Source organism: Rhizobium sp. BG4 (genome assembly GCF_016864575.1).
In the GTDB taxonomy this organism is placed as follows: domain Bacteria; phylum Pseudomonadota; class Alphaproteobacteria; order Rhizobiales; family Rhizobiaceae; genus Rhizobium.
In genome coordinates, this window is the sequence record NZ_CP044125.1 from 24,831 (window position 1) to 47,888 (window position 23,058).

Here is a 23,058-nt window from a genome sequence, read left to right on the forward strand (position 1 = left end):
CCGCAGCGCTAGAGAACGGCCTGATTGCAGCCGGAGAAGATGCGTGTCGATTGCCGATATTTCCCTGTGGAGCGCCCTGATCGCCGGTGCTCTGTCCTTCCTCTCCCCCTGCGTTCTGCCGCTCGTTCCGCCCTATCTCTGCTATATGGCCGGGATCTCCGTCGATCAGTTCCGTGGCGGGACGGCTGTTGCCGTGGCTCCCGATGTGCGCCGCGGCGTGTTCTTCTCGGCGCTGTTCTTCACGCTCGGATTCGCGACCGTATTCGTGGCGCTGGGTGCGGGTGCCTCCAGCATCGGCATGGCTCTCCGCCAGCATCTCGATATTCTCTCGAAGATCGGCGGCCTGATCATCATCATCATGGGCCTGAATTTCCTCGGCGTGTTCCGAATCGGATTGCTGGCGCGCGAGGCCCGCTTCCAGAATGGCGGCAAGCCGGCGACGCTGACCGGCGCCTATGTCATGGGTCTTGCCTTCGCCTTCGGCTGGACGCCCTGTATCGGCCCCGTACTCGGCGCGATCCTCGGCGTCGCCGCGTCGCGCGATACGGTCGGTTCCGGCGCCGGGCTGCTTGCCATCTATTCGCTGGGCCTTGCCATTCCCTTCTGGATCGCAGCCGGTTTCTCGGGCGCCTTCATGCGGTTCCTGGTGCGCTTTCGTCGCCATCTCGGCACCGTCGAGAAGGTTCTCGGCGGGCTTCTGGTGCTGACCGGCCTCGCCTTCATGTTCGGCTTTATCAGTCAAGCCGCGATCTGGTTCCAGCAGACCTTTCCAATCCTGATGCAGATCGGCTAAGCGGGAAGCATTCGCCCGCTCTGCAACTTGCCCCGGACGGTCCAGTGGCCGACATCATCAGCCTGCTCCTGCCCTTCTTCGGCCTGATCCTGATCGGCTATATCGCCGCGAAAGTGACGAAACAGCCGGCCGAGGCGCTCGGCTGGCTGAATACGTTCATCGTCTATGCCGCCCTGCCCGCGCTGTTTTTCAAGCTCGTATCGCGCACGCCGGTCGAGGATCTGGCGCGGATCGATTTCATCGTCACCGATCTGGCCGCCACCTATTCGATCTTTATCGCGATTTTCGTTATCGGCCGTTTCATCCGCAAGAGCCGGATGGACGAATCGACGATCCAGGCTTTTGCCGGCGCCTATGGCAACATCGGCTACATGGGTCCCGGGCTGGCGCTGATCGCCTTCGGTGACAGGGCTGCGGTTCCGGTCGCGCTGATCGTCTGCCTCGAGAACGCGCTGCATTTCATCGTGGCGCCGGCGATGATGGCGGCTGCCGGCGATGACAAGCGCTCACGGGGACAGATTGCCGTCGATATCGTCCGCAAGGTCGCGTTGCATCCGTTCATCCTGTCGACGGCGGCCGGTTTTCTTGCGGCGGGGCTGCAGTTCGAGCAGCCATCGGCGCTCCGGCAGTTCATCGACTATCTCGCCCAGGCGGCCGCACCCTGCGCGCTGTTTGCCATGGGCGTGACGCTGGCGCTGCGGCCGCTGAAGCGGGTGCCTGTGGAGATCAGCTACATCGTTCCGGCGAAGCTCATCGTCCATCCGCTCGTCGTCTACGCGGCGCTGACGCTGGCCGGCGGCTTCGAGCCGGTCTGGGTCTATGCCGCGGTGCTGCTCGCGGCACTACCGACCGCGACGAATGTCTTCGTCCTCGGCCAGCTCTATCACGTCTGGCAGGAGCGCGCGTCGGCGACCATCCTGATCACCACGGCGCTGTCTGTCGTCACCGTATCGATGTTCCTGATCGCGATCAAATCAGGCTTTCTTCCGGCCTAGCCTTTCCTTGAGCGCCGCCGGAATGCCGCGAAGACCGCGGCCGGGCTCGATTCCCTCGCGCATGACGACATTGCGCAGCGGAGGGATAGCCGAGAGGATGTGCAGGCCGGCAGCGCGCAGCATCTGCACCGGTAGGAAGTCCGAAAGCAGCGAGCGGTTCAGAAGGTCGACGCTTGCGGTGCGCGTCATGATATCGGCGCGGCGCTTACGGTCGAACTGGTCGCCTGCATCGGCCGCGACCGGCAATTCGGCGCGGGTGCAGAGGATGTCGGTCAGCGCCATGATGTCGCGCAGGCTGAGATTCAGGCCCTGAGCCCCGATCGGCGGGAAGACGTGGGCAGCCTCGCCGATCAGCGCGATCCGGCCCTTGCCGAAGCGATGCGCCATCATGCCGGACAGCGGCCAGACCTGAACGCCCTCTTCGACGGTGACCTTGCCGAGCATCGACTGCATGCGCTCTTCGACGAGACGGCTCAGATCACCAAGGGAGAGTTCGGCATTCTGAGCGGCCTCCGCCGGGTTCTGGACCCAGACGAGGCTGGAGCGGCTTCCTGCGAGCGGGACCTGGGTGAAAGGCCCATGCTCGGTGTGAAACTCGGTGGAGATGTTCTGGTGCGGCACCGAATGGCTAAAATTCAGCACCATGGCCGATTGCGGATAGGACCAGTTGCGGACATCGATGCCGGCCGTTTCGCGCAGCTTCGATTTGCGCCCGTCGGCGCCGACGGCGAAATCGGCCGTCAGCTGCTCGCCGCCGGCAAGTGTCAGCGTCACGCTCTCGGCGCCGATTTCGATCGTCTCGGCGAAAGCGTCGAAGCGCGTGATATTGCCCTCGCCTGCGATGGCCGTTTCCAGCACATCGGTCAGAGCCTTGTTCGGGAAATTGTAGCCGAAGGCATCGAGGCCGACTTCGGCGGCACGGAAGGTCGTTGCCGGTGCGCGCAGCAGGCGATTCGTGCCATCGATGATGCGCATGCTGGTGAGCGGCGCGGTCGACGGCTTCAGCTTGTCCCAGAGGGTCAGACGATCGAGGAAGCGGATCGACTGATCCATCAGCGCCGTGGTGCGGCGGTCTTCCCTGGCTGCAGGCGGCGCGATCAGCGCCACGTTGCGGCCGCCGCGGGCAATCGCTACCGCGGCAACCATGCCGGCGAGACCGCCACCGATCACCGCCACTTCGAAATTCTTCATCGCATTGCTTCCGTCATCAGATGACGGCGAGCCGGCCTTATGCCGCCGGCTTCGCCTGACGGCGCCAACTATAGCCCTTGCCGCTGTCCGCGTCACGCACAGCCGGCTGATAATGATGCTGAATTCCCGGCAGACGGTTTTCCGAGAGACGCTTCAGCGCCGTCTCGTTGGTCACGGCGAAGCTGTCGATGCCGACGCGCAGCATCAGCGGCACCTGGTCGATCAGCACGTCGCCGACGGCGCGCAGTTCGCTCTTGTAGTCGAGGCGATCGCGCAGCAGCGAGGCATGGCTGAAGGCACGACCATCGTTGAATGCCGGGAAGGCAACGGCGATGATCGCCAGACGGTCGAGATAGGGCTCGAGCTTGCGGACATCGTCGGCCGGCTTGACCAGCACACCGAGGCCGACATCGTTGCTTTCGTCCGCCTTGGCGATGAGCTCGTCGAGGCCAAGCAGCGGCTTCTGATTTTCGGTTGCCTTGACTTCCTCGGTCTCGATGACCCAGGGATCGTTTTCGACAAAACCGGTTTCTCTCCAGATCTTCGTCATCATCCCCTCCTTACGCAGCTTCGGCGGCAGAGCCGTAAAGCGCGTCCTTGAACGGCTGCGGCCCGACACGGCGATAGGCTTCGAGGAAGATTTCCGACTGATCCTTGCGGATCTTCAGATAGGTATCGACGATCGTCTCGATGGCGTCCGTCACTTTCTCGGGCTCGAAGCCGCGGCCGATGATTTCGCCGATCGAGGTGTGCTCGTCGCCGGAGCCGCCAAGCGTGATCTGATAGAGCTCGGCACCCTTCTTCTCGACACCAAGCAGACCGATATGGCCGACGTGGTGATGGCCGCAGGCGTTGATGCAGCCGGAGATCTTGATCTTCAGCTCGCCGATTTCGGCCTGGCGCTCGGGATTGCCGAAGCGGCGGGAGATTTCCTGGGCCACCGGGATCGAGCGCGCATTGGCGAGAGCACAGTAGTCCAGGCCCGGACAGGCGATGATATCGGTGATCAGCCCGGCATTGGCTTCGGCGAGATCGATCGCCACGAGGCCACGATAGACGGCTTCGAGATCGGCCAGCGCCACATGCGGCAGGATCAGGTTCTGTTCGTGGCTGACGCGGATTTCGTCGAAAGCATATTCCTCGGCGATATCGGCGATCGCATCCATCTGGCTGTCGGAGGCGTCGCCGGGAATGCCGCCGATCGGCTTCAAAGAGATCGTCACCATGCCGTAGTCGGGGTTCTTGTGCGGCTGCACGTTCTGCTGGACCCAGCGGGCGAAAGCCGGATCGGCCTTCTTCCAGCGGGCGAGGTTTTCCCAGCCTTCGGCGCGCTGCGGCAGGGCCGGAGGCGCGAAATAGGCGGTGATCGCCTCGACGTCCTGTTCCGGCAGCTTCAACTCGGTGTCCTTCAACTGCGCGAACTCGACCTCGACCTGGCGGGCGAGCTCTTCGGCGCCGGTCTCATGAACGAGGATCTTGATGCGGGCCTTGTACTTGTTGTCGCGGCGGCCGTGCAGATTGTACACGCGCATGACGGCGGTCGTGTAGGACAAGAGGTCCTCTTCCGGCAGGAAGTCGCGGATCAGCTTGGCGACCATCGGCGTGCGGCCCTGGCCACCGCCGACGTAAACGGCAAAGCCGATCTCGCCCTTGTCGTTCTTCTTCAGATGCAGGCCGATATCATGGACCTGGATTGCGGCGCGGTCACGCTCGGCACCGGTGACGGCGATCTTGAACTTGCGCGGCAGGAACGAGAATTCGGGGTGGACAGACGACCACTGACGCAGGATTTCCGCATAAGGCCGGGGATCAGCGACTTCATCGGCGGCGGCGCCGGCGAAATGGTCTGCCGTGACGTTGCGGATGCAGTTACCGGAGGTCTGCAGCGCGTGCATTTCGACAGTTGCCAGTTCGGACAGAACAGCCGGCATGTCCGAGAGCTTCGGCCAGTTGAACTGCAGGTTCTGGCGGGTGGTGAAGTGGCCATAGCCGCGGTCATAGGTGCGGGCAACATGGGCCAGCATGCGCATCTGTTTTGAGCTCAGCGTGCCATAGGGAATGGCAATGCGCAGCATGTAGGCATGCAGCTGCAGGTAAACGCCGTTCATCAGGCGCAGCGGCTTGAAGGCATCTTCGGAAAGCTCGCCGGCGAGACGGCGTTGGACCTGATCGCTGAACTGCGCAACGCGCTCGGCGACAAAGGCGTGGTCAAATTCGTCGTAACGGTACATCAGCTTCCTCAGACATCAATGAACTTGGGATCGGCAATCGCATATCCCGGAGCATATTCCATGGTCGGGCCTTGCGCGCGAATGCGCTCACGCAGGCGCAGCGGCCACAATACGCCGTTGGTTTCCTGAACCTCGATGACATTGACGTCAACGACCTTGTTGTCGGCATAGGCTTTCTTGCCGATGTCCTCGAGTGCGGCGACCGCTTCCGCATGGCGGGCGACCAGCGCATCCTGCAACGAGGTGACCCACGCGCCATTGGCGTCGAGCCAGACGGCAATGCCGTCCGTCAACCGGTTGGCGGTCAGTACCTTGTCTACCATATTCAGCTCCTTGCAAGTTCCGGCACGCTCGCCTCCCGGCGACCCAGCGGCTCGGACAGTTCGAAATTGGCGCCTGCCACTGCATCGCCGATAATGACCATGACGGGGCCCGTCAATTCGTCACGATGCTGCAGGTCGGGAAGATCGCGCAGAATGCCATGCATGAGACGGCGCTCGGCGCGGCTGGCATTCTCGATGACGGCAACCGTCGTCTCGGCGGGAATGCCCGCAGCCATCAGACGCTCGGCAACCGAGGCCGCGACGGTGCGGCCCATATAGACGGCGATGGTGGCACCCGAGACGGCGAGGCTCGCCCAATCCGGCAGCACGTCGCCGGTCAAGTCGTGGCCCGTCGTGAAGACCAGCGACGAGGCGACGCCGCGCAGCGTCAGTGGCAGTTCGAAATCGGCAGCGGCGGCGAAGGCGGAGGTGATGCCAGGCACCACTTCATAGGCGATACCGGCGGCGCGGAGAGCCGCCATCTCTTCCCCTGCCCGGCCATAGACCAGCGGATCACCGGACTTCAGGCGCACGACGCGCTTGCCTTCACGGCCAAGCTGGACGAGCAGATCGTTGATCTCTTCCTGAGACTTGGAATGGCAGCCTTTGCGCTTGCCGACCGAAATACGTTCGGCATCGCGGCGGCCCATGTCGACGATCGCCTGCGGCACGAGTGCGTCGAAGACGAGCACATCGGCTTCCATCATGACGCGCTGCGCACGCAGCGTCAGCAGGTCTTCGGCACCGGGGCCGGCGCCGACAAGCCAGATACGGCCCTTCGCCTTGCCCGTTTCCTGCAGCAGCGCCTGTGCGGCGCGCTCGGCTTCCGGCAGATTGCCATTGGCCACGGCATCGGCGACGGGACCGGAGAAGAAGCCGCGCCAGAAGACACGGCGGGAAACGCCGCGCGGAATGAGGTGCTCGACCATCTTGCGGTAGCTGGTCGCCAAGGTCGCGAGGCGCCCAAGCGAGGGCGCGAGCAGCTGGTCGATCTGCGCGCGGATCATCTGGGCCAGGACCGGACCGGCGCCTTCCGTTCCGATCGCGACAGCGACGGGCGCGCGATTGACGAGCGCCGGCGTGAAGAAATCGCAGTAATCAGGCTGGTCGACAGCATTGGCCGGGATTTTTGCCGCGCGGGCTGCATCAACGATGGCGCGGTCGACGGCAGCCTCACCGGTCGCAGCGAAGACAAGCACCGCGCCCTCGACCTGTTCGGCAGCGAAGGATGCGCGGACGGTCTCGATGCGATTGGCGATCAGGAAGGCGTGGTAGCTGGCTTCCGGATGATCGGTATAGGCAACCACGCGCGCTTGCGTATTCAGCAGCAGGCGCGCCTTCGCATAGGCCTCGTCTCCGTTGCCGAAGACGGCTGCGATCCGCCCTTCCACACGGAAGAAGGCGGGGAAAACCGATAGCTGTTCGCTCTTGGAAGGCATTATCATTCCACTTCGAAGTTGCGCCAATATGCCTTTAACCGGCAAGGCGTTGAAGAAACAGAAATTCGAAAGCCTACGCGGTCCGCGTAATCTTTTGCCTGCATGCCACTGATTTGAGAAAAGTCGCCCGAGCGACGCCGTTGTCGCTGCAGTGCAATGTAAAGCCTGTGATCAAAAACGTCCATCGGGCAATTCGGCATTTTTCTTCTTGCCCGGGCGGGATAGACTTGCTGCGACAAGGAGAAAGCCATGGCTTCCAAGACGATTGCTCCACGCCTGCTCGAGGTGATGGAGCGCGATATCCTGCCGATGACCGAGCGCGGCGTTTCTGCCGGCAACAAGGTGTTCGGCGCGGCAATCCTGCGCAAGTCCGACCTCTCGCTGGTGGTCGCAGAGACCAACAACGAGCTCGAAAATCCGCTCTGGCACGGCGAAGTGCACACGCTGAAGCGCTTCTACGAACTCGGCGAGAAACCGGCGACCAAGGACCTGATCTTCCTGTCGACTCACGAACCCTGCACCATGTGCATGTCGGCAATCACCTGGGCGGGTTTCGATAACTTCTATTATTTCTTCAGCCACGAAGATTCCCGCGACAGCTTCGCCATTCCGCACGACCTAAAGATCCTCAAGGAAGTCTTCGGCCTCGAGCCCGGCGGATACCGCCGCAGCAACGCTTTCTGGAACAGCTTTGCGATCGCTGATCTCGTCGAGACCGAGGCGGATACGCTGAAGAGCGAGCTGAACGCGCAGACCGCCCGCATCAAGTCCCGCTACGACGCTCTCTCCGGCGCCTATCAGGCCTCCAAGAGCGATAACGACATCCCCCTGAATTGAGCGATCATGGAAGCCTCCAAAGACATTTCGCGCCTCATCGAGATCATGGCAGCGCTGCGCAACCCGGAAACGGGATGCCCCTGGGACATCGTCCAGACCTTCGAGACCATCAAGCCCTATACGATCGAGGAGGCCTATGAGGTTTCCGATGCGATCGAGCGCAACGATATGGACGATCTCTGTGACGAGCTCGGCGACCTTCTGTTACAGGTGGTCTTTCACGCGCGGATGGCGGAGGAAGCCGGTGAGTTCTCCTTCGGCGATGTTGTCGAGGCCATCACCCGCAAGATGATCCGCAGGCATCCGCATGTCTTCGCCCGCTCCGATGCCGATACGCCCGATCGCGTGAAGAAGCAGTGGGACGAGATCAAGCAGGCGGAAAAGCGCGAGCGTGCCGAGCGGCGCGCCAGGCGCGGGGCGACCGAGGACTCCACGGCCGGGTTTCTGGGCTCTGTGCAGCGCAGCTTTCCAGCCCTGACGGAGGCGCTGAAGCTGCAGGAACGTGCCGCCAAAGTCGGCTTCGACTGGTCGGCACCCGAGCCGATCCTCGACAAGATCGAGGAAGAGATCGGCGAACTGCGCGAGGCACTGGCGCATGGCGACCGGGCCAAGGTCAGCGACGAGCTCGGCGATCTCATCTTCGCCGTCGTCAATATCGGCCGCCATGTCGATGCCGATCCGGAGCAATCCCTGCGCGGAACGAACACGAAATTCAGGCGCCGTTTCAATCATATAGAAACCATTCTTGAGAAAGAAGGCGAAACGTTGGAGGCCGCAAGCCTGGAGCGGATGGAAGAGATCTGGCAGGCGGCGAAAGCCATCGAACGGCAACTCGGCTGACCCGCCATGAAGCTCTCCGGCCTTGAGATCGCGATTGCAGGTGCCGGTATCGGTGGATTGTCACTGGCCGCGCTCCTGGCACGCCATGGCGCAAACGTCACCATCTACGACCAGATGGCAGCACCCCAGCCGGTCGGGTCCGGCTTCGTGCTGCAGCCGACGGGAGCCGCGGTTCTCGCGGCGATGGGGCTGCTTGACCAGGTCGAGCAGCGCGGCGCGCGGATCCGGCGGATGCATGGCAGGCTCTCGGCGACGGGCCGCACCGTGCTCGATGTCGGTTATCGCAATGGTGCGTCGGGCATCGCCATCCAGCGAGTGGCACTCTTCGACCTGCTGCTCGATGCCGCTGTCGCATCCAGCGTGAGTTTCGAAACGGCTTCGCGGGTGACGGCGTTCGAACCGGGCGCAAGGCCGCGGCTGAAGCTCGGCAATGGCAAAGCATCCGCCGCTTCCGATCTCGTCATCGATGCGATGGGGGCCAGCTCGCCGATCGGCTACAAGTCCTCGACCGAGCTCGATTACGGCGCGCTCTGGGCCACCGTTCCCTGGGATGCATCGGGCGTCTTCCATTCCGACGAGCTGGAGCAGCGCTATCACCGGGCAAGCCAGATGGCAGGCGTGCTGCCTGTCGGCACGGCCAAGGATGGCGCCGCACCGATGGCGACCTTCTTCTGGAGCATCCGCAACAAGGATGTGGCGGCCTGGCGCGACGCCGGGCGCGAGGCGTGGATCGAAGCGGTCCATCGCTTCTGGCCGGAGGCTGCCCATTTCGCCGCATCGGCCGAGCCGGTTCATGCACGCTACCGGCATCATACGCGCGTCCCGGTCGCCGGGCAGAATGTGGTAAAGATCGGCGACGCGTGGCATGCGACGAGCCCGCAGCTCGGCCAGGGTGCCAATATGGCCCTGCTCGACGCCGCCTCGCTCTGCACGGCGTTGATCCGCGAGGCAACGGTCGGCGATGCCATTTCACGGCATCTGCGCCAGCGCCAGATCCATATCCGCTTCTACCAGCTGCTGAGCCGCGTGCTGACGCCGTTCTATCAGTCGGATAGCAAGATCCTGCCGATGAGCCGCGACCTGATGATCGGCCCGGCGACGAAACTGCCGTTTCTGCGCAGCCTGATCACGACGCTGGTGACCGGCGAGCTGCTCGATCCTGTCGGGCGGAGTGGTCTGGAATGGCTAGCTTCCGATAAAGAGCCTGCAGCAAGAGATCAGACGGCGCTGGTATAGCCGAGCGCCGAGAACTGCTGCTGGAACCACCAGTAGCCCGCCAACGTCAGCAGTGCGACGATCGCGAAGAGCACCCAGCCGGTGACCGTCAGCTTCTTTCGGCGGCATTGCGATAGTTCAGGCCTGCGCCGGCGAACAGAAAGCCCAATCCGAAGACCAGGCAGGCGGGCACCGCGAGGAAGGCTCTCAGCTGATAATGGACCTCGGGAACACCGGCCTGCGCTTCCTTCAGCGGCTGCAGCAGGAAAAACCAGGCAAGAGCGCATCCGATAGCGATCAGCAACAGACCGCCTGCCCGAGCCTTGATACCAGCCATGCCGTCCCTTCCAATGATCTGATGCAGTGCGAGATTGCGAGCGCTCAGCGCTCCCAATCTTCCTTCGCCGTCTTCTGCGTGCCGAGCCGGCCTTCGAGTGCCGACGCTTCAGCCTCGGCCATGCGCACATCGAGCGTCACCGAGCCGTCCTCGTTGTCCTCGCGGGCATCGACGATGGCGTGCTCATAGATCCACGACAGCAGCGCCAGTTTCGAAACCGGCACGGTGATCGAGGTCTCCGTCATGACGCCGGAAAGGCGGCGGCTGATTTCGTCCATCAGCCGGTCGACGCCCTCGCCGCTGACGGCCGAGACGGCGACGACATTCTCGGCGCCGGATGCCTTCTGGACGATGACATCGTGGGTCTCCGGCTCCAGCCGGTCGATCTTGTTCCAGACCTCGATGATGCGCTTCTGGCCCTCGGCTTCATCGATGCCGAGGTCGTTCAGGATGCGCAGCACGTCGGCACTCTGGGCCGGATTGTCGTCATCAGCCATGTCGCGGACATGCAGGATGAGATCGGCTTCGAGCACCTCTTCCAGGGTTGCGCGGAAAGCGGCCACCAGGTGGGTCGGCAGGTCGGAGATGAAGCCGACGGTATCGGAGAGAATGACGGTGCGGCCATGCGGCAGCTTCATGCGGCGCAGCGTCGGATCGAGCGTGGCGAACAGCATGTCTTCGGCAAGCACGCCGGCGCCGGTGATGCGGTTGAACAGCGTCGATTTGCCGGCGTTGGTATAGCCGACCAGGGCGACGATCGGATGCGGCACCTTCTTGCGCTTGGCGCGGTGCAGCTGGCGGGTCCGCACGACCTGCTCCAGCTCGCGCTCCAGCTTGATGATGCGATCCTGCAGCATGCGCCGGTCGGCTTCGATCTGCGTTTCACCCGGACCACCCATGAATCCGCCACCGCCGCGCTGGCGCTCAAGGTGGGTCCAGCTGCGGACCAGGCGGCCCTTCTGGTAATTCAGGTGCGCGAGATCGACCTGCAGCGTGCCCTCCTTGGTGGAGGCGCGGCGGCCGAAGATTTCGAGGATAAGGCCCGTGCGGTCGATGACCTTGACGTTCCATGCCTTCTCGAGATTGCGCTGCTGAACCGGGGTCAGCGGGTGATCGACGATGACGAGACCCGAATCATGCTCGTCCAGCTTGGCCTTGATCTCTTCGATCTTGCCGGTGCCTAGCAGCGTTGCAGGCCGGGGATCATTGATCGGGACGACGGCGCCATAGACGACATCGAGGTCGATCGCTTCGGCGAGGCCGCTTGCTTCTTCAAGCCGGCTTTCCGGCGAACGTGTCGTGGAGATTGCACCATCGGATGCGGCGCCACGTCCCCGGCCCTGCTTGAGCACGGGCACGACGACGGTCGCACGCATATCGTCCCGGAGCTTTTCGGCTTCCGGGATGATGGAATCGTTCTTCGTATCGCGTGTCGAAATGACTTCTGATCCTATCAGGAAGCGGCTTCTTCGCTCTCGAACATCTGCATGGGCTGGCCCGGCATGATCGTCGAGATCGCGTGCTTATACACGAGTTGCGAATGACCGTCACGGCGAAGAAGAACGCAGAAATTGTCGAAAGACGTGACAACGCCCGTGAGCTTAACGCCGTTAATCAGAAAAATTGTAAGGGAAATCTTTTGCTTGCGAACAGTATTGAGAAATAAGTCCTGCAGATTCTGAGAACGTTCCGCCATCGCGCCGCTTCTTTCTTTATTGCCGGCGTGTTTCAGCCGGTAGAATACTAATCAACCTCTCCAGGCCATCGGCAGGTAACCCTCACCCCTGCGTCCAGCAAATCTTGGTATCAAATCGCAATCTTTTCCGCAACGTCGAAAAAGGCTTCCCGAATATTCTGCGACACGCTTCCGGGATGGCCATTGGCGATCGTCTGTCCATCGATGGAAACCACGGGAAAACAAATGCTTGTCGCCGCCGTGATGAAAACCTCGCGTGCAGCCAGCATTTCGGCAACGGTGAACTTACGTTCCGCGACCTTGAGGCCCAGTTTGGCGCCGACATCGAGCAAGGTGGTGCGGGTAATCCCTTTGAGGATGCCATGCTCTGCCGGACGGGTGACGAGCGTGCCGTCGGCATCGACGAACCAGACATTGGTTGCGGCACCCTCGGTAACGAAGCCGTCGCGGTCGACATAGATCGCTTCCTGGGCCCCGGCTTCCTTCGCCTGCTGGCGGGCCATGACGTTCGGCAGCAAACCGACGGTCTTGATATCGACGCGGTCCCAGCGGTTGTCGGACACGGTCACCGCCTTGATGCCATTGGCATTCTTCTTCGCAATAACCGATGCATCGGTGCTTTTCGCGGTGATGACGATCGACGGCTTGGTGCCTTCGGCCGGGAACACATGGTCACGGCGCGCGACGCCGCGGGTGACCTGCATGTAGAACAGGCCGTTCTTCACCTTGTTGCGCCGAACCGTCTCGCGAATCACATGCACCATCGCTGCCCGGCTCATCGGCGCGGCGATGCGCAGCTCGCTCAGCGAGCGGTGCAGGCGGTCGAGGTGACGGGTGATATCGACGATATAGCCGTGGCGGATTTCGCAGACCTCATAGACGCCATCAGCAAACTGATAGCCGCGGTCCTCGATATGAACGGCTGCTTCGGAATGCGTGACATACTGGCCGTTGACGTAGGAAATTCTGGGCATGGGAAACCTGATGCTGGGGCAATGACATGAACCGGCGCAGGATCTGCGCCGGCAAAAGCTTAGACGCCGAGCGACTTCAGCTTGCGGTGAAGCGCCGAGCGCTCCATGCCGACGAACTCGGCGGTGCGCGAGATATTGCCGCCGAAGCGGTTGATCTGGGCGATCAGATAATCCTTCTCGAACATCTCGCGCGCTTCACGCAGCGGCAGCGTCATGATGTGATAGTCGTTCTTGGCCGAGACCTTCGGCAGCATGTCGCCGAGGTCGGTCGGCAGCATGTCGGCGGTGATCGGCGCGTCCGGACCGTCGGAACGGGCAAGGATCATCAGACGCTCGATGTTGTTGCGGAGCTGGCGGATATTGCCCGGCCAGTCATGGGCCTGCAGAACCGCCATCGCGTCATCGCCGATGCGGCGCAAGCGAATGCCGGCCTGTTCGGAAATCTGACGCATCAGCTGATCGACGAGGAACGGAATGTCCTCGCGGCGCTCGGCCAGTGCCGGAACCCGGACCGGCACGACGGCCAGACGATGATAAAGGTCTTCGCGGAACCAGCCTTCGGCAATGCGGCTTTCGAGATTGTAGGCGGTCGAGGAGATGATGCGGACATCGACCTTCACGCGCTTGGAGCCGCCGACGCGCTCGAACTGCTGGTCGACGAGCACACGAAGGATCTTGTTCTGCGTCTCGCGCGGCATTTCGCCGACTTCGTCGAGATAGAGAATGCCGCGATGGGCCTCTTCCAGCGCGCCGATCTTGCGGGCCTGGCCGGGCGAACCCTCGGTGCCGAAGAGCGCGATTTCCATCCGGTCGGGGTGATGTTGGCGGCATTCAGCGCCACGAATGGACCATTGGCGCGCGTCGACTTCTTGTGAATCATCCGCGCCACCAGCTCCTTGCCGGAACCGGATGCGCCGAAGATCATGATGCGGCTGTTGGTCGGCGAGACCTTCTCGATCGTCTGGCGCAGCTGCGAGACGGCAACCGAGGTGCCGATCAGCTCGACGGCGTCGCCCGCCCGCTTCTTGAGCTCGGAGACTTCGCGCTTCAGCTTGGAATTTTCGAGCGCGCGCTCGGCGATCAGGATCAGGCGGTCAGCCTTGAAGGGCTTCTCGATGAAATCGAAAGCGCCGCGCTTGATGGCGGAAACGGCCGTTTCGATATTGCCATGACCCGAGATCATCACCACCGGAATATCGGGATGGCGCGTCTTGATCTCGTCGAGCAGCGACAGCCCGTCGAGCTTGCTGCCCTGCATCCAGATGTCGAGGAAGATCAGCCGCGGGGCGCGATCGGAAATCGCTGCCAGCGCACTATCGCTATCGTGAGCGGTGCGGGTTTCGTGGCCCTCGTCGGACAGTATCCCGGACACGATCTCGCGAATGTCATGCTCATCGTCGACGACGAGAATATCAGAGGCCATAAACGCTTTCCTTGTCGCTTTCGGCAGGGGCGGAGGATGCCGGCTCGAGACGCGGCAGATGCACGCGGATCATGGCTCCTCTTCCCTGGTCAAATTCTGCGGGCGCATCATGCAGCTCAAGCTGCCCGCCATGCTCTTCAATGATTTTCTTGACGATGGCGAGGCCCAGGCCTGTGCCCTTCTCCCGCATCGTCATGTAAGGCTCTAGAATGCTGTGCCGGTTTTCCACCGGCAGACCGCGGCCGTTATCGATGACATCGACGGTGAAGCGGTCACGGCCTTCGTCCATAGCTGCCCGCACCAGCACCTTACGCTCGTCGCGTTCTTCGCTCGGTACGGCTTCGATCGCCTCGACGGCGTTCTTGATCAGGTTGCCGAAGGCCTGACCCAGCATGCGGCTGTCGAACATGCCTTCAAGCGGCCGTTCGCCGAGCTCCTGCAGGAAGCTGACATGGGTGTTGCCCATCTCGCGCAGGAACATTGCGTCGCGCAGGATGTCGCGCAGATCGCTCGGTTCCTTGGTCGGCTTCGGCATGCGGGCGAAAGCCGAGAATTCGTCCACCATGCGGCCGATATCGCCGACCTGACGGATGATCGTGTCCGTGCACTGGTCGAAGACGGTCTTGTCGTCCTGATTGATCTGCTTGCCGTAGCGGCGCTGGATGCGCTCGGCCGACAGCTGGATCGGCGTCAGCGGGTTCTTGATCTCGTGGGCGATGCGGCGGGCAACGTCGCCCCAGGCGGTCGAACGCTGGGCAATGACGAGATCGGTGATGTCGTCGAGGGTGATGACGTAGGATTCGCCACTCTCCCTCACCTCTTCACGCGTCACCTGGACGCTGAGCGTACGGACCGTGCCGCCGCGCACCAGAGCGATCTGCTTGCGGAAATCGCCGCGGTAGCGCTGTGCGGCCTCGGTGAGGACCTGATCGACCTCGGGGGCGATATCGGAAAGCTGCTTGCCAAGCATATCGGGCGCTTCGAGCGCCATCAGCGTCTCGGCCGAGCTGTTGACGATGGTGATGCGGCGGTCGCTCTCGACGCCGATGACGGCAGCGGTAACGCCCGACAGCACGGCCTCGATGAAACGGCGGCGGTCGTCCACCTCGTCCTTCGCCTCGAGGATTTCGTCACGCTGGGTGCGGATTTCCGAGATCATCTTATTGAAGGTGCGCGACAGGTTGGCGACGTCGCCATCGACGGCGTGAACTGGGACGACGATATCCATATTGCCGGATGCAACGCTATCGGCAGCCGTGATCAGCAGCCGGATCGGGCGGACGATACGGTCGGCAACGGCAATCGCGGTCCAGATGGCGGCGAGCAGAACGATCAGCGCGAAACCGATATAGAGAACCGCAAAGGCGATCTGCAGTGAGACGCGCCCCGCCTCCATCGACTGATATTCGCTGGCATTTTCCTGCATCAGGCGCATCGCGCCCATGACCTTCGGATCGACGGCACGCACCGTGTAGAGGAATGCGTCAGGAATGGATTCGAGCTTGATGATGGCGCCGACGAGGTTGGTGACACCCGGAGGAATCAGCGTCGGCTGTCCGGCGGCGGCCTTGGTCAGCGCATCCTGCGGAATGGCCGGCAGCGGCTTCTCGGTCTTGATATCCGCCTGCGTGATCACCGCGCCGTTGCTTTCGACCAGGAAGGCGCCGAGCAGGCCGCGTCCTCGCGCCTGACGGGTCATCAGATCGGCGAAGCCGGTACGGTCGAGATTATAGAGCGTGCGGTTGCGCTCCAGGTCGTTCGCCATCGAGACCGTCTGGCCCTGAAGATAGCTGGCATTCTCCATCATGTAGGCCTGGCCGACATTGCGCGACGAGCTGACGATCGACTGGGTGCGCAGCGAGAACCACCGGTCGAGACCAGCGTTCAGCGTGATACTCGCAAAGAGGGCGACGAGGATCGCCGGGGTGATCGCCACCAGCGAGAAAAGCACGACGATGCGGATGTGAAGCCGCGCTGCGGCCCTTCCACGGGTTCGTGCCTTCATCAGTCGCGCAACCTCACGGCCGATCAGCGCCATCAGGCCAAGGACGAAGAAGGAATTGACGACGACGGAGGTGATGACGACGCGCGAGGTCGGCTCGATCGGCGTGAAGCCGAGCAGCACGAAGAGCGTTGCGGTGGCGCAGAGCAGCGCACCACCCGCCAGCATGAGGCCTGGCAATGCGAAAAGCGCGCGACGATCGGTAACGATCGCAACTCCCTCTTCACCCGCCGCAGGCGATGCCGCATCCTGCTTCATCAGGTCATTCTCCTGGCAGCAAATCGCCGCCACGCCACATCTGCAACCAACGGACCGGAAATCGAAAGCGTTCGCTCAATCCCTGAATGAAGAGATCAGCGGCACAGACCATCTGTTATGGTTACGATTGTCCAAACCCCATGCGTGACCTTTAAGCAACGCATTGTGGCGAAAATGCAACGCATCCCGCCACATTGTCAAGCTGTGCGGGAGCTCCGGTAGACCGAAACGCCGAGCTCACGGATCTTCTTGCGCAGCGTATTGCGGTTCAGACCGAGAAGATCGGCCGCCTTGATCTGGTTGCCGCGGGTCGCTGTCAGCGCTGCCAGGATCAGCGGATACTCCAGTTCCGTCAGAACACGGTCATAGAGGCCGGGCGGCGGCAGATTCTCGCCGAAGCTGGCGAAATAGGTGCGCATATTCTCTTCGACGGCCTGGGCGATGGTCATCGAACCCGAGCGGATCGGGCCCTTGTCGATCGGGCTATCAGGCACGTCGGAGCGCAGCTCGCTCTCGATGATTTCGCGGGTGATCACATCCTGTGGATAAAGTGCCATCAGGCGGCGGATCAGGTTCTCGAGCTCGCGAACGTTACCCGGCCAGGCATAGGCCTTCATCAGCTCCAGCGCTTCCTGGTCGAATCGCTTGGTGCCGAGACCTTCCTTTTCCGCCTGCTGGATGAAGTGACGGACGAGGTCGGGAATATCCTCCGCGCGGTCACGCAGCGGCGGCAGGCGCAGCGGCACGACGTTGAGGCGGTAATAGAGGTCCTCGCGGAACAGGCCCTGATTGATCGCCTGCTTCAGGTCCTTGTTGGTGGCGGCGACGATGCGCACGTCGGTGCGGATCGGCGTGCGGCCGCCGACGGTGGTGTATTCGCCCTGCTGCAGGACGCGGAGAAGACGAGTCTGCGCATCCATCGGCATATCGCCGATTTCGTCGAGGAAGAGCGTGCCGCCCTCGGCCTGTTCGAAACGGCCGGTCGAGCGGTTCTGCGCGCCGGTGAAGGCGCCCTTCTCGTGACCGAAGAGCTCGGACTCGATGAGATCGCGCGGGATGGCGGCCATGTTGATGGCGACGAAGGGACCGTTGCGGCGCTTGCCGTAATCGTGCAGCGCGCGGGCGACGAGTTCCTTGCCGGTACCGGACTCACCGGTGATCATCAGCGTCAGGTCGGTCTGCATCAGGCGCGCCAGCACGCGGTAGATTTCCTGCATCGCGGCGGAGCGGCCGACCAGCGGCATACCGTCCTGCATATCCTCGTCGAGCTTGGCGGGCTTCTTTTTCGGCTCGGCCAGCGCCCGGCCGATGATGCCGATCAGCTCCGTCAGATCGAAGGGCTTCGGCAGGTAATCGTAGGCGCCCTTCTCGGATGCCTTGATCGCCGTCATGAAGGTGTTCTGCGCACTCATGACCAGCACCGGCAGATCCGGCCGCGCCTTCTTGATGCGCGGCAGCAGATCGAAGGCGTTCTCGTCGGGCATGATGACGTCGGTCACCACAAGATCGCCCTCGCCCGCCGAAACCCAGCGCCAGAGCGTGGCGGCGTTCGAGGTGATGCGGACATCGTAGCCTGCGCGGCTGAGCGCCTGATTGAGCACCGTACGAATTGCCGCATCGTCATCTGCGACGAGAATCGTTGCTGTCATCGAGAAGTTCCTGTGGGGTTTGCAATTGCCGCGTCATCGGAAGAGGCATCCTTGGATGCCGGCATCAGGACACGGAAGGTGGTCTTGTTGTTCTGGCTGTCGCATTCGATGATGCCACCATGGTCGCCGATGATCTTGGCGACCAGAGCAAGGCCAAGGCCGCTGCCATTGGTCTTGGTGGTGATGAAGGGATCGAAGAGATGCGGCAGCAGGTCGGAGGGCACGCCCGGACCATTGTCCTGCACGCAGAACTCCAGCGGCAGCGAGATTTTTTCGCGGGTGCCGGCGACGGAGAGGCGGATGCCGGGACGATAGGCGGTCGTCAGCAGGATCTCGCCGTCCTGCCGTTCACCGACAGCCTCGGCGGCGTTCTTCACCAGATTGAGGAAGACCTGCACCAGCTGGTCGCGATTGGCATAAACGGCCGGCAGCGACGGATCGTAATTCTCGGTGATGCGGATCTGGCGGGCAAATCCTGCCTTGGCCACGGCCTTCACATGATCGAGGACCGAATGGATGTTGACCGGAACGCGATCGACGGGGCGCTCGTCGGAGAAGACTTCCATACGGTCGACAAGCGAGACGATGCGGTCGGTCTCGTCGCAGATCAGCCGGGTCAGCGCCCGGTCCTCATCGACGGCCGATTGTTCCAGCAGCTGTGCCGCGCCGCGGATGCCGGAGAGCGGGTTTTTGATTTCATGCGCCAGCATCGAGGCCAGCCCGGTGACGGAGCGCGCCGCGGCGCGATGGGTCAGCTGACGATCGATCTTGTCGGCCATCGAACGTTCCTGGAAGACGACGACGACGGAGCCCGGGGCACTGATGACAGGGGCGACATAGAGATCGACCAGTTTGTCCTGGCCAAGCCGCGGCGAGCTCAGATCGACGCGATACTCGTTGACCGGAGCGCGACGCTCTCGGACCTGATCGATCAGCGCCAGCAGCGGGCTGCCGAAAGGAATGAAGGTCGAGATCCTGTAGCGCGCCAGATGCGAGGCACTGGCGCCGAAGAAGGCTTCGGCCTCCCAATTGGCGAAGGCGACGAGCCCCTGCTCATCCACCATGATGACGGGGTTCTGGATGGCGTTCAGCACTGCCATCGCTACGCCACTCGTCTGATCGGCCTGCGTCTTGTCCGTCATGCCGCCTCCCGGCTCTGAACTGCCTCTGCACCTGCAGAGAGCGCATCGTGAAGCCGCCGCTCCACCTCCAGCGGCTGGTTCGAAGTCATGATCGCCGCCCTGTCTTCCCGGAAAGGCCTGGGGCGTATCGTTCGAGATACCAGCCGAGATGCTTGCGGGAGTGGCGGATGGCGACATGCTCGCCGTAGAATTCCAGCATCATCCGGTAGTGCTCGACCGCAATATCGGCGATCTCCGCGCTTTCCGGACCGGCAGCACCGGCCAGCACACCGGCATGCCACGGACGGCCCTGGCAGCCGCGGCCGATCATCACCGCATCGGCGCCCGAGCGGCGGAGAATTTCTTGGGCATCTTCGGGCGTGTTGACATCGCCGTTGGCGATCAGCGGCACCGAGACGACATCGCTGACGGCGCGGATCGCGTCCCAATCCGCCTTGCCCTCGTAGAACTGCATGCGCGTTCGGCCATGGATGGTGATCAGCTGGATGCCTGCCTCCTCGGCACGCTTGGCGATATCAGGGGCGTTCAGCGAATTCTCGTCCCAGCCGAGGCGCATCTTCAGCGTGACAGGGATATCGACAGCCTTCACGGTCGCCTCGATCAGCGTCAGGGCGTGATCGGGATCGCGCATCAGCGCCGAGCCGGAATAGCCGCCGATCACCTTCTTGGCCGGGCAGCCCATGTTGATGTCGATGATATCGGCGCCTGCATCGGCGGCGACCTTGGCCGCCTCGCCCATCCAATAGGCTTCGCGCCCGGCAAGCTGCACCATATGCGGCTTGAAGCCGGCAGCCTTCAGGCGCGACCAGGATTCGGCGGTGTTATTGACCAGCTCGCGGCTCGCCACCATCTCGGTGACGACGAGGCCGGCGCCATAGCGCCAGGCCAGCTGCCGGAACGGCATATCCGTGACGCCGGACATCGGCGCCAGCGCGACGCGGTTGCGCACGGAGACGTTTCCGATCTGCAATGGCGCTGCTAGGTTCACTGGATGCAATTGATTATCTTTCAGGCACACAATATTGCTGCACTATTTTTAGCCATAGACGAATGGCTTGCCAAGAGGCTTTGGTTGGAATTGATATTTTTCGGGCAGATGCTGGAAAGCCGATGACCAAGGCTATAGAGCACTTACGTCGCTTTCTGCATATTTTAGGGATTTATGCCGCAAATGCATTCGAAGCAACCACTATCGGCCGGGATCGTCGTCGTCGCCGCGGGGCGCGGCGAGCGTGCTGGTGCCTCCGTCGAAGGGCCGAAGCAGTATCGCATGGTCGGCGGCAAGCCGGTTATTGCCCATACGCTTGAAAACTTCATGACATGGGAGCACGCCGCCCATATCGTCGTGGTCATCCATCCCGACGACGAGGCGCTGTTCGACAAGGCGCTGCGCCATATCCTTTCGGCGACGCCGATCGAGGCGGTGCATGGCGGCGCGACGCGCCAGCAATCGGTGCTAGCCGGCCTGCGTCATCTCAAGAACAAGGGCATCAGCCACGTTCTCATTCACGATGCGGTGCGGCCGTTCTTCGACCATGTGCTGCTCGACCGCGTCGCCGATGCGCTGATTGCCGGAGCGCCCGCAGTCCTTCCGGCCACGCCCGTCGCCGACACGCTGAAACGCGCCGACAAGACGGGAACCGTGCTGGAGACCGTGTCGCGCGAGCATCTCTTTGCGGCGCAGACGCCGCAATCCTTCGCTTTCGACACCATTCTGGCCGCGCATGAAGATGCGCATCAATCCGGCCGGAGCGATTTCACCGACGATGCCTCGATTGCCGAATGGGCGGGCATTCCCGTGACCATCGTTGAAGGAGCTGCCGACAACATGAAGCTGACCGTGAAGCGCGATATCGCCCTTGCCGACAACCGCCTGTCGTCATCGGCCCTGCCCGACGTGCGCACCGGCAACGGCTATGACGTCCACCAGCTGGAGCCCGGCGACGGCGTGACGCTCTGCGGCCTGTTCATTCCGCACGATCAGAAGCTGAAGGGACATTCGGATGCCGACGTGGCGCTGCATGCGCTGACCGATGCGCTGCTCGCCACCTGCGGCGCCGGCGATATCGGCGACCATTTTCCGCCATCCGACCCGCAGTGGAAAGGTGCCGCCTCGCGGATCTTCCTCGAGCATGCCGCCAAGATCGTGCGCGACTGCGGCGGGACGATCATGAATGCCGACGTCTCGCTGATTGCTGAAGCGCCGAAGGTCGGGCCGCATCGCGACGAAATGCGCGCCAATATTGCCGAGTTCCTCGGCATTTCGATCGGCCGCTGCTCGGTGAAGGCGACGACCAACGAGACGATCGGCTTCGTCGGCCGCCGCGAGGGCATTGCCGCCATCGCCACCGCGACCGTCGTCTTCCGCGGCGCGAGGGATTGACGATGTTCACGGCCGAGATCCTGGCGCTTGCTGAAAAGATCATCCGGGAATTCTCGGCAGAGGAGTTAATGGTCTCGACGGCGGAGAGCTGCACGGGCGGACTGATCGCCGGCGCCTTGACGGAAATCTCGGGATCCTCCGCCGTCGTCGACCGCGGCTTCGTCACCTATACGAACACGGCAAAGATGGAGATGCTCGGCGTCCAGGAGCAGACGCTTGCGCGCTTCGGCGCCGTATCCGAGGAAACCGCGCGGCAGATGGTGCATGGCGCCCTCTTCCGCTCGCGCGCTGCCTTTGCCGTGGCGGTGACCGGCATTGCCGGGCCTGGCGGCGGCTCGGCGGAAAAGCCTGTCGGCCTCGTCCATCTCGCAGCAAAGTCGCGGCAGGGTGCGCTCATGCATCACAAGATGCTCTATGGCGATATCGGTCGCGACAAGGTGCGGCTTGCGACCGTCAAGACGGCGCTGGAAATGCTGCTGGCGCTGAAGTAGCATCCGGGAACAAAAGTCTTCTGCCACCGTTTCAGCCGCGTTGCCGGCCGCTGCCGGTTTTGAAGGATGTTCCCATGCGATATTTGGCTGCCATCGGCGTTGCATTGAGCCTCGGCTGTATTTCTGCCGCGGAAGCACCGTCCAACTATCAGACCTATTCCGGCATCCGTGTCGATTCCGACCCGGTGCTGCTCGCCCGCTACGATCGAGCGCTGTCCTATTGCCAACCCGAAGCGATGTCTCATCGCGGCTCGCCGGATACGCACAGCATGATCTACAACGTGGCTCTGCGGAACTGCCTCTACCGGCGCAGTTTCGTGGATCGGGGCTACTACGCCTATCCGGCAAACCAGGTCTTCGACCACTTCCTGGACCGGTAGGCGTCAGCTACCGTAGATCGCCGATGCGCGCTTTTCGAAGGCTTCCGTGAACATGCGGAAAGCCCTGTCGAACATCGTGCCCATGAGCGCGCCGAGAATGCGGCTCTTGAACTCATAGTCGATGAAGAAATTGACCATCGAGCCCGGTGTGGCTTCGGTGAAGCTCCAGCGGTTGTCGAGATACTTGAACGGGCCGTCGATATATTTCACGTCAATGACGCGCTCTGCCTTGTTCAGCAGCACCTGCGTCGTGAATGTCTCGCGGATCGCCTTGTAGCCAACCGTCATGTCGGCGACGAGCAGGGTCTTGCCGTCGCGTTCCTTGCGGCTGCGGATCGTCAGCGCCTCGCAGAGCGGCAGGAATTCCGGATAGCGCTCGACATCGGCGACGAGGTCGAACATCTGCTCGGCTGTATGGGGAACGGGGCGATGCGTTTCGAATTGCGGCATGAAGCGCAG

General features: G+C 62.6%; 22 protein-coding genes and 2 pseudogenes. 8 read left to right on the forward strand and 16 right to left on the reverse strand.

Features of this window, described 5'->3' with window-relative positions; genetic code table 11:
* The first annotated feature begins 43 nt into the window (after positions 1–43).
* The gene (locus F2982_RS00135) at positions 44–793 is read left to right on the forward strand and encodes a cytochrome c biogenesis CcdA family protein (protein ID WP_199629308.1); all 750 of its coding nucleotides are present in this window, start codon (positions 44–46) and stop codon (positions 791–793) included.
* A gap of 44 nt (positions 794–837) precedes the next feature.
* Positions 838–1,788, forward strand: a complete 951-nt coding sequence (locus F2982_RS00140) for an AEC family transporter (protein WP_203428915.1) — start codon at positions 838–840, stop codon at positions 1,786–1,788.
* Here F2982_RS00140 and F2982_RS00145 read toward each other — a convergent pair.
* The 6 genes from F2982_RS00145 to F2982_RS00170 are packed head-to-tail and all read right to left on the reverse strand — an operon-like array spanning position 1,768 to position 7,232.
* A complete protein-coding gene (locus tag F2982_RS00145; protein ID WP_203428916.1) occupies positions 1,768–2,979 on the reverse strand; it encodes a UbiH/UbiF family hydroxylase in 1,212 nt (403 codons plus the stop codon). The two genes, F2982_RS00140 and F2982_RS00145, sit on opposite strands and share 21 nt — an antisense overlap.
* Positions 2,980–3,016: 37 nt before the next feature.
* Positions 3,017–3,529, reverse strand: a complete 513-nt coding sequence (locus F2982_RS00150) for a DUF934 domain-containing protein (protein ID WP_203429985.1) — start codon at positions 3,527–3,529, stop codon at positions 3,017–3,019.
* A 10-nt stretch (positions 3,530–3,539) separates the two neighbouring features.
* Positions 3,540–5,210, reverse strand: a complete 1,671-nt coding sequence (locus F2982_RS00155) for a nitrite/sulfite reductase (RefSeq protein ID WP_130278363.1) — start codon at positions 5,208–5,210, stop codon at positions 3,540–3,542.
* An 8-nt stretch (positions 5,211–5,218) separates the two neighbouring features.
* Entirely contained in the window at positions 5,219–5,533 is a 315-nt protein-coding gene (locus F2982_RS00160) for a DUF2849 domain-containing protein (RefSeq protein WP_130278364.1), read from the reverse strand.
* Between the two features lie 2 nt (positions 5,534–5,535).
* A complete protein-coding gene (cysG, locus tag F2982_RS00165; RefSeq protein WP_203428917.1) occupies positions 5,536–6,972 on the reverse strand; it encodes a siroheme synthase CysG in 1,437 nt (478 codons plus the stop codon).
* 2 nt (positions 6,973–6,974) lie between these two features.
* On the reverse strand, positions 6,975–7,232 hold the full coding sequence (locus tag F2982_RS00170) for a hypothetical protein (protein WP_203428918.1): 258 nt from the start codon (positions 7,230–7,232) through the stop codon (positions 6,975–6,977).
* On the opposite strand from F2982_RS00170, the gene F2982_RS00175 reads away from it, so the two are divergent.
* The 3 genes from F2982_RS00175 to F2982_RS00185 are packed head-to-tail and all read left to right on the forward strand — an operon-like array spanning position 7,222 to position 9,885.
* Positions 7,222–7,809, forward strand: a complete 588-nt coding sequence (locus tag F2982_RS00175; RefSeq protein WP_203428919.1) for a nucleoside deaminase — start codon at positions 7,222–7,224, stop codon at positions 7,807–7,809. The two genes, F2982_RS00170 and F2982_RS00175, sit on opposite strands and share 11 nt — an antisense overlap.
* Before the next feature lie 6 nt (positions 7,810–7,815).
* Complete coding sequence (gene mazG, locus F2982_RS00180; protein WP_203428920.1) at positions 7,816–8,649, forward strand: nucleoside triphosphate pyrophosphohydrolase; 834 nt, start codon at positions 7,816–7,818, stop codon at positions 8,647–8,649.
* Positions 8,650–8,655: 6 nt separating this feature from the next.
* Entirely contained in the window at positions 8,656–9,885 is a 1,230-nt protein-coding gene (locus tag F2982_RS00185) for an NAD(P)/FAD-dependent oxidoreductase (protein WP_203428921.1), read from the forward strand.
* 88 nt (positions 9,886–9,973) lie between these two features.
* On the opposite strand, the gene F2982_RS00190 is transcribed toward F2982_RS00185, so the two are convergent.
* From F2982_RS00190 to dusB, 9 genes and pseudogenes are all read right to left on the reverse strand, one after another.
* Entirely contained in the window at positions 9,974–10,201 is a 228-nt protein-coding gene (locus F2982_RS00190) for a hypothetical protein (protein ID WP_203428922.1), read from the reverse strand.
* Positions 10,202–10,245: 44 nt separating this feature from the next.
* Entirely contained in the window at positions 10,246–11,577 is a 1,332-nt protein-coding gene (gene hflX, locus F2982_RS00195) for a GTPase HflX (RefSeq protein WP_203428923.1), read from the reverse strand.
* 77 nt (positions 11,578–11,654) lie between these two features.
* Positions 11,655–11,897: an RNA chaperone Hfq gene (hfq, locus tag F2982_RS00200; protein ID WP_003539403.1), complete on the reverse strand. Its 243-nt coding sequence runs from the start codon at positions 11,895–11,897 to the stop codon at positions 11,655–11,657.
* Positions 11,898–12,007: 110 nt separating this feature from the next.
* Entirely contained in the window at positions 12,008–12,871 is an 864-nt protein-coding gene (locus tag F2982_RS00205; protein WP_203428924.1) for a D-amino-acid transaminase, read from the reverse strand.
* A gap of 59 nt (positions 12,872–12,930) precedes the next feature.
* Positions 12,931–14,294 (reverse strand): annotated as a pseudogene (locus F2982_RS00210) (sigma-54 dependent transcriptional regulator).
* Positions 14,284–16,554, reverse strand: a complete 2,271-nt coding sequence (locus F2982_RS00215) for a PAS domain-containing sensor histidine kinase (protein WP_112711791.1) — start codon at positions 16,552–16,554, stop codon at positions 14,284–14,286. Before F2982_RS00215 ends, F2982_RS00210 begins: the two are co-directional and overlap by 11 nt.
* 197 nt (positions 16,555–16,751) lie before the next feature.
* Positions 16,752–18,203, reverse strand: coding sequence for a nitrogen regulation protein NR(I) (ntrC, locus tag F2982_RS00220; protein ID WP_112711789.1), 1,452 nt, complete (start codon positions 18,201–18,203; stop codon positions 16,752–16,754).
* Positions 18,200–19,345 (reverse strand): nitrogen regulation protein NR(II), encoded by a 1,146-nt coding sequence (locus F2982_RS00225; RefSeq protein ID WP_112711787.1) that lies wholly within the window; start codon positions 19,343–19,345, stop codon positions 18,200–18,202. The genes ntrC and F2982_RS00225 overlap by 4 nt, the downstream gene beginning before the upstream one ends.
* Positions 19,342–20,363, reverse strand: a pseudogene (dusB, locus tag F2982_RS00230) (tRNA dihydrouridine synthase DusB). Before dusB ends, F2982_RS00225 begins: the two are co-directional and overlap by 4 nt.
* 144 nt (positions 20,364–20,507) lie before the next feature.
* Between dusB and F2982_RS00235 the strand changes: the two are divergent.
* The 3 genes from F2982_RS00235 (at position 20,508) to F2982_RS00245 (ending at position 22,599) form a co-directional block, all read left to right on the forward strand.
* Positions 20,508–21,728 (forward strand): bifunctional 2-C-methyl-D-erythritol 4-phosphate cytidylyltransferase/2-C-methyl-D-erythritol 2,4-cyclodiphosphate synthase, encoded by a 1,221-nt coding sequence (locus F2982_RS00235; protein WP_203428925.1) that lies wholly within the window; start codon positions 20,508–20,510, stop codon positions 21,726–21,728.
* Entirely contained in the window at positions 21,725–22,219 is a 495-nt protein-coding gene (locus F2982_RS00240) for a CinA family protein (protein WP_203428926.1), read from the forward strand. The genes F2982_RS00235 and F2982_RS00240 overlap by 4 nt, the downstream gene beginning before the upstream one ends.
* 74 nt (positions 22,220–22,293) lie before the next feature.
* A complete protein-coding gene (locus tag F2982_RS00245; protein WP_112711779.1) occupies positions 22,294–22,599 on the forward strand; it encodes a hypothetical protein in 306 nt (101 codons plus the stop codon).
* Positions 22,600–22,602: 3 nt separating this feature from the next.
* Here F2982_RS00245 and F2982_RS00250 read toward each other — a convergent pair whose 3' ends face one another.
* Entirely contained in the window at positions 22,603–23,049 is a 447-nt protein-coding gene (locus tag F2982_RS00250; protein WP_203428927.1) for a type II toxin-antitoxin system RatA family toxin, read from the reverse strand.
* Positions 23,050–23,058: the final 9 nt, after the last annotated feature.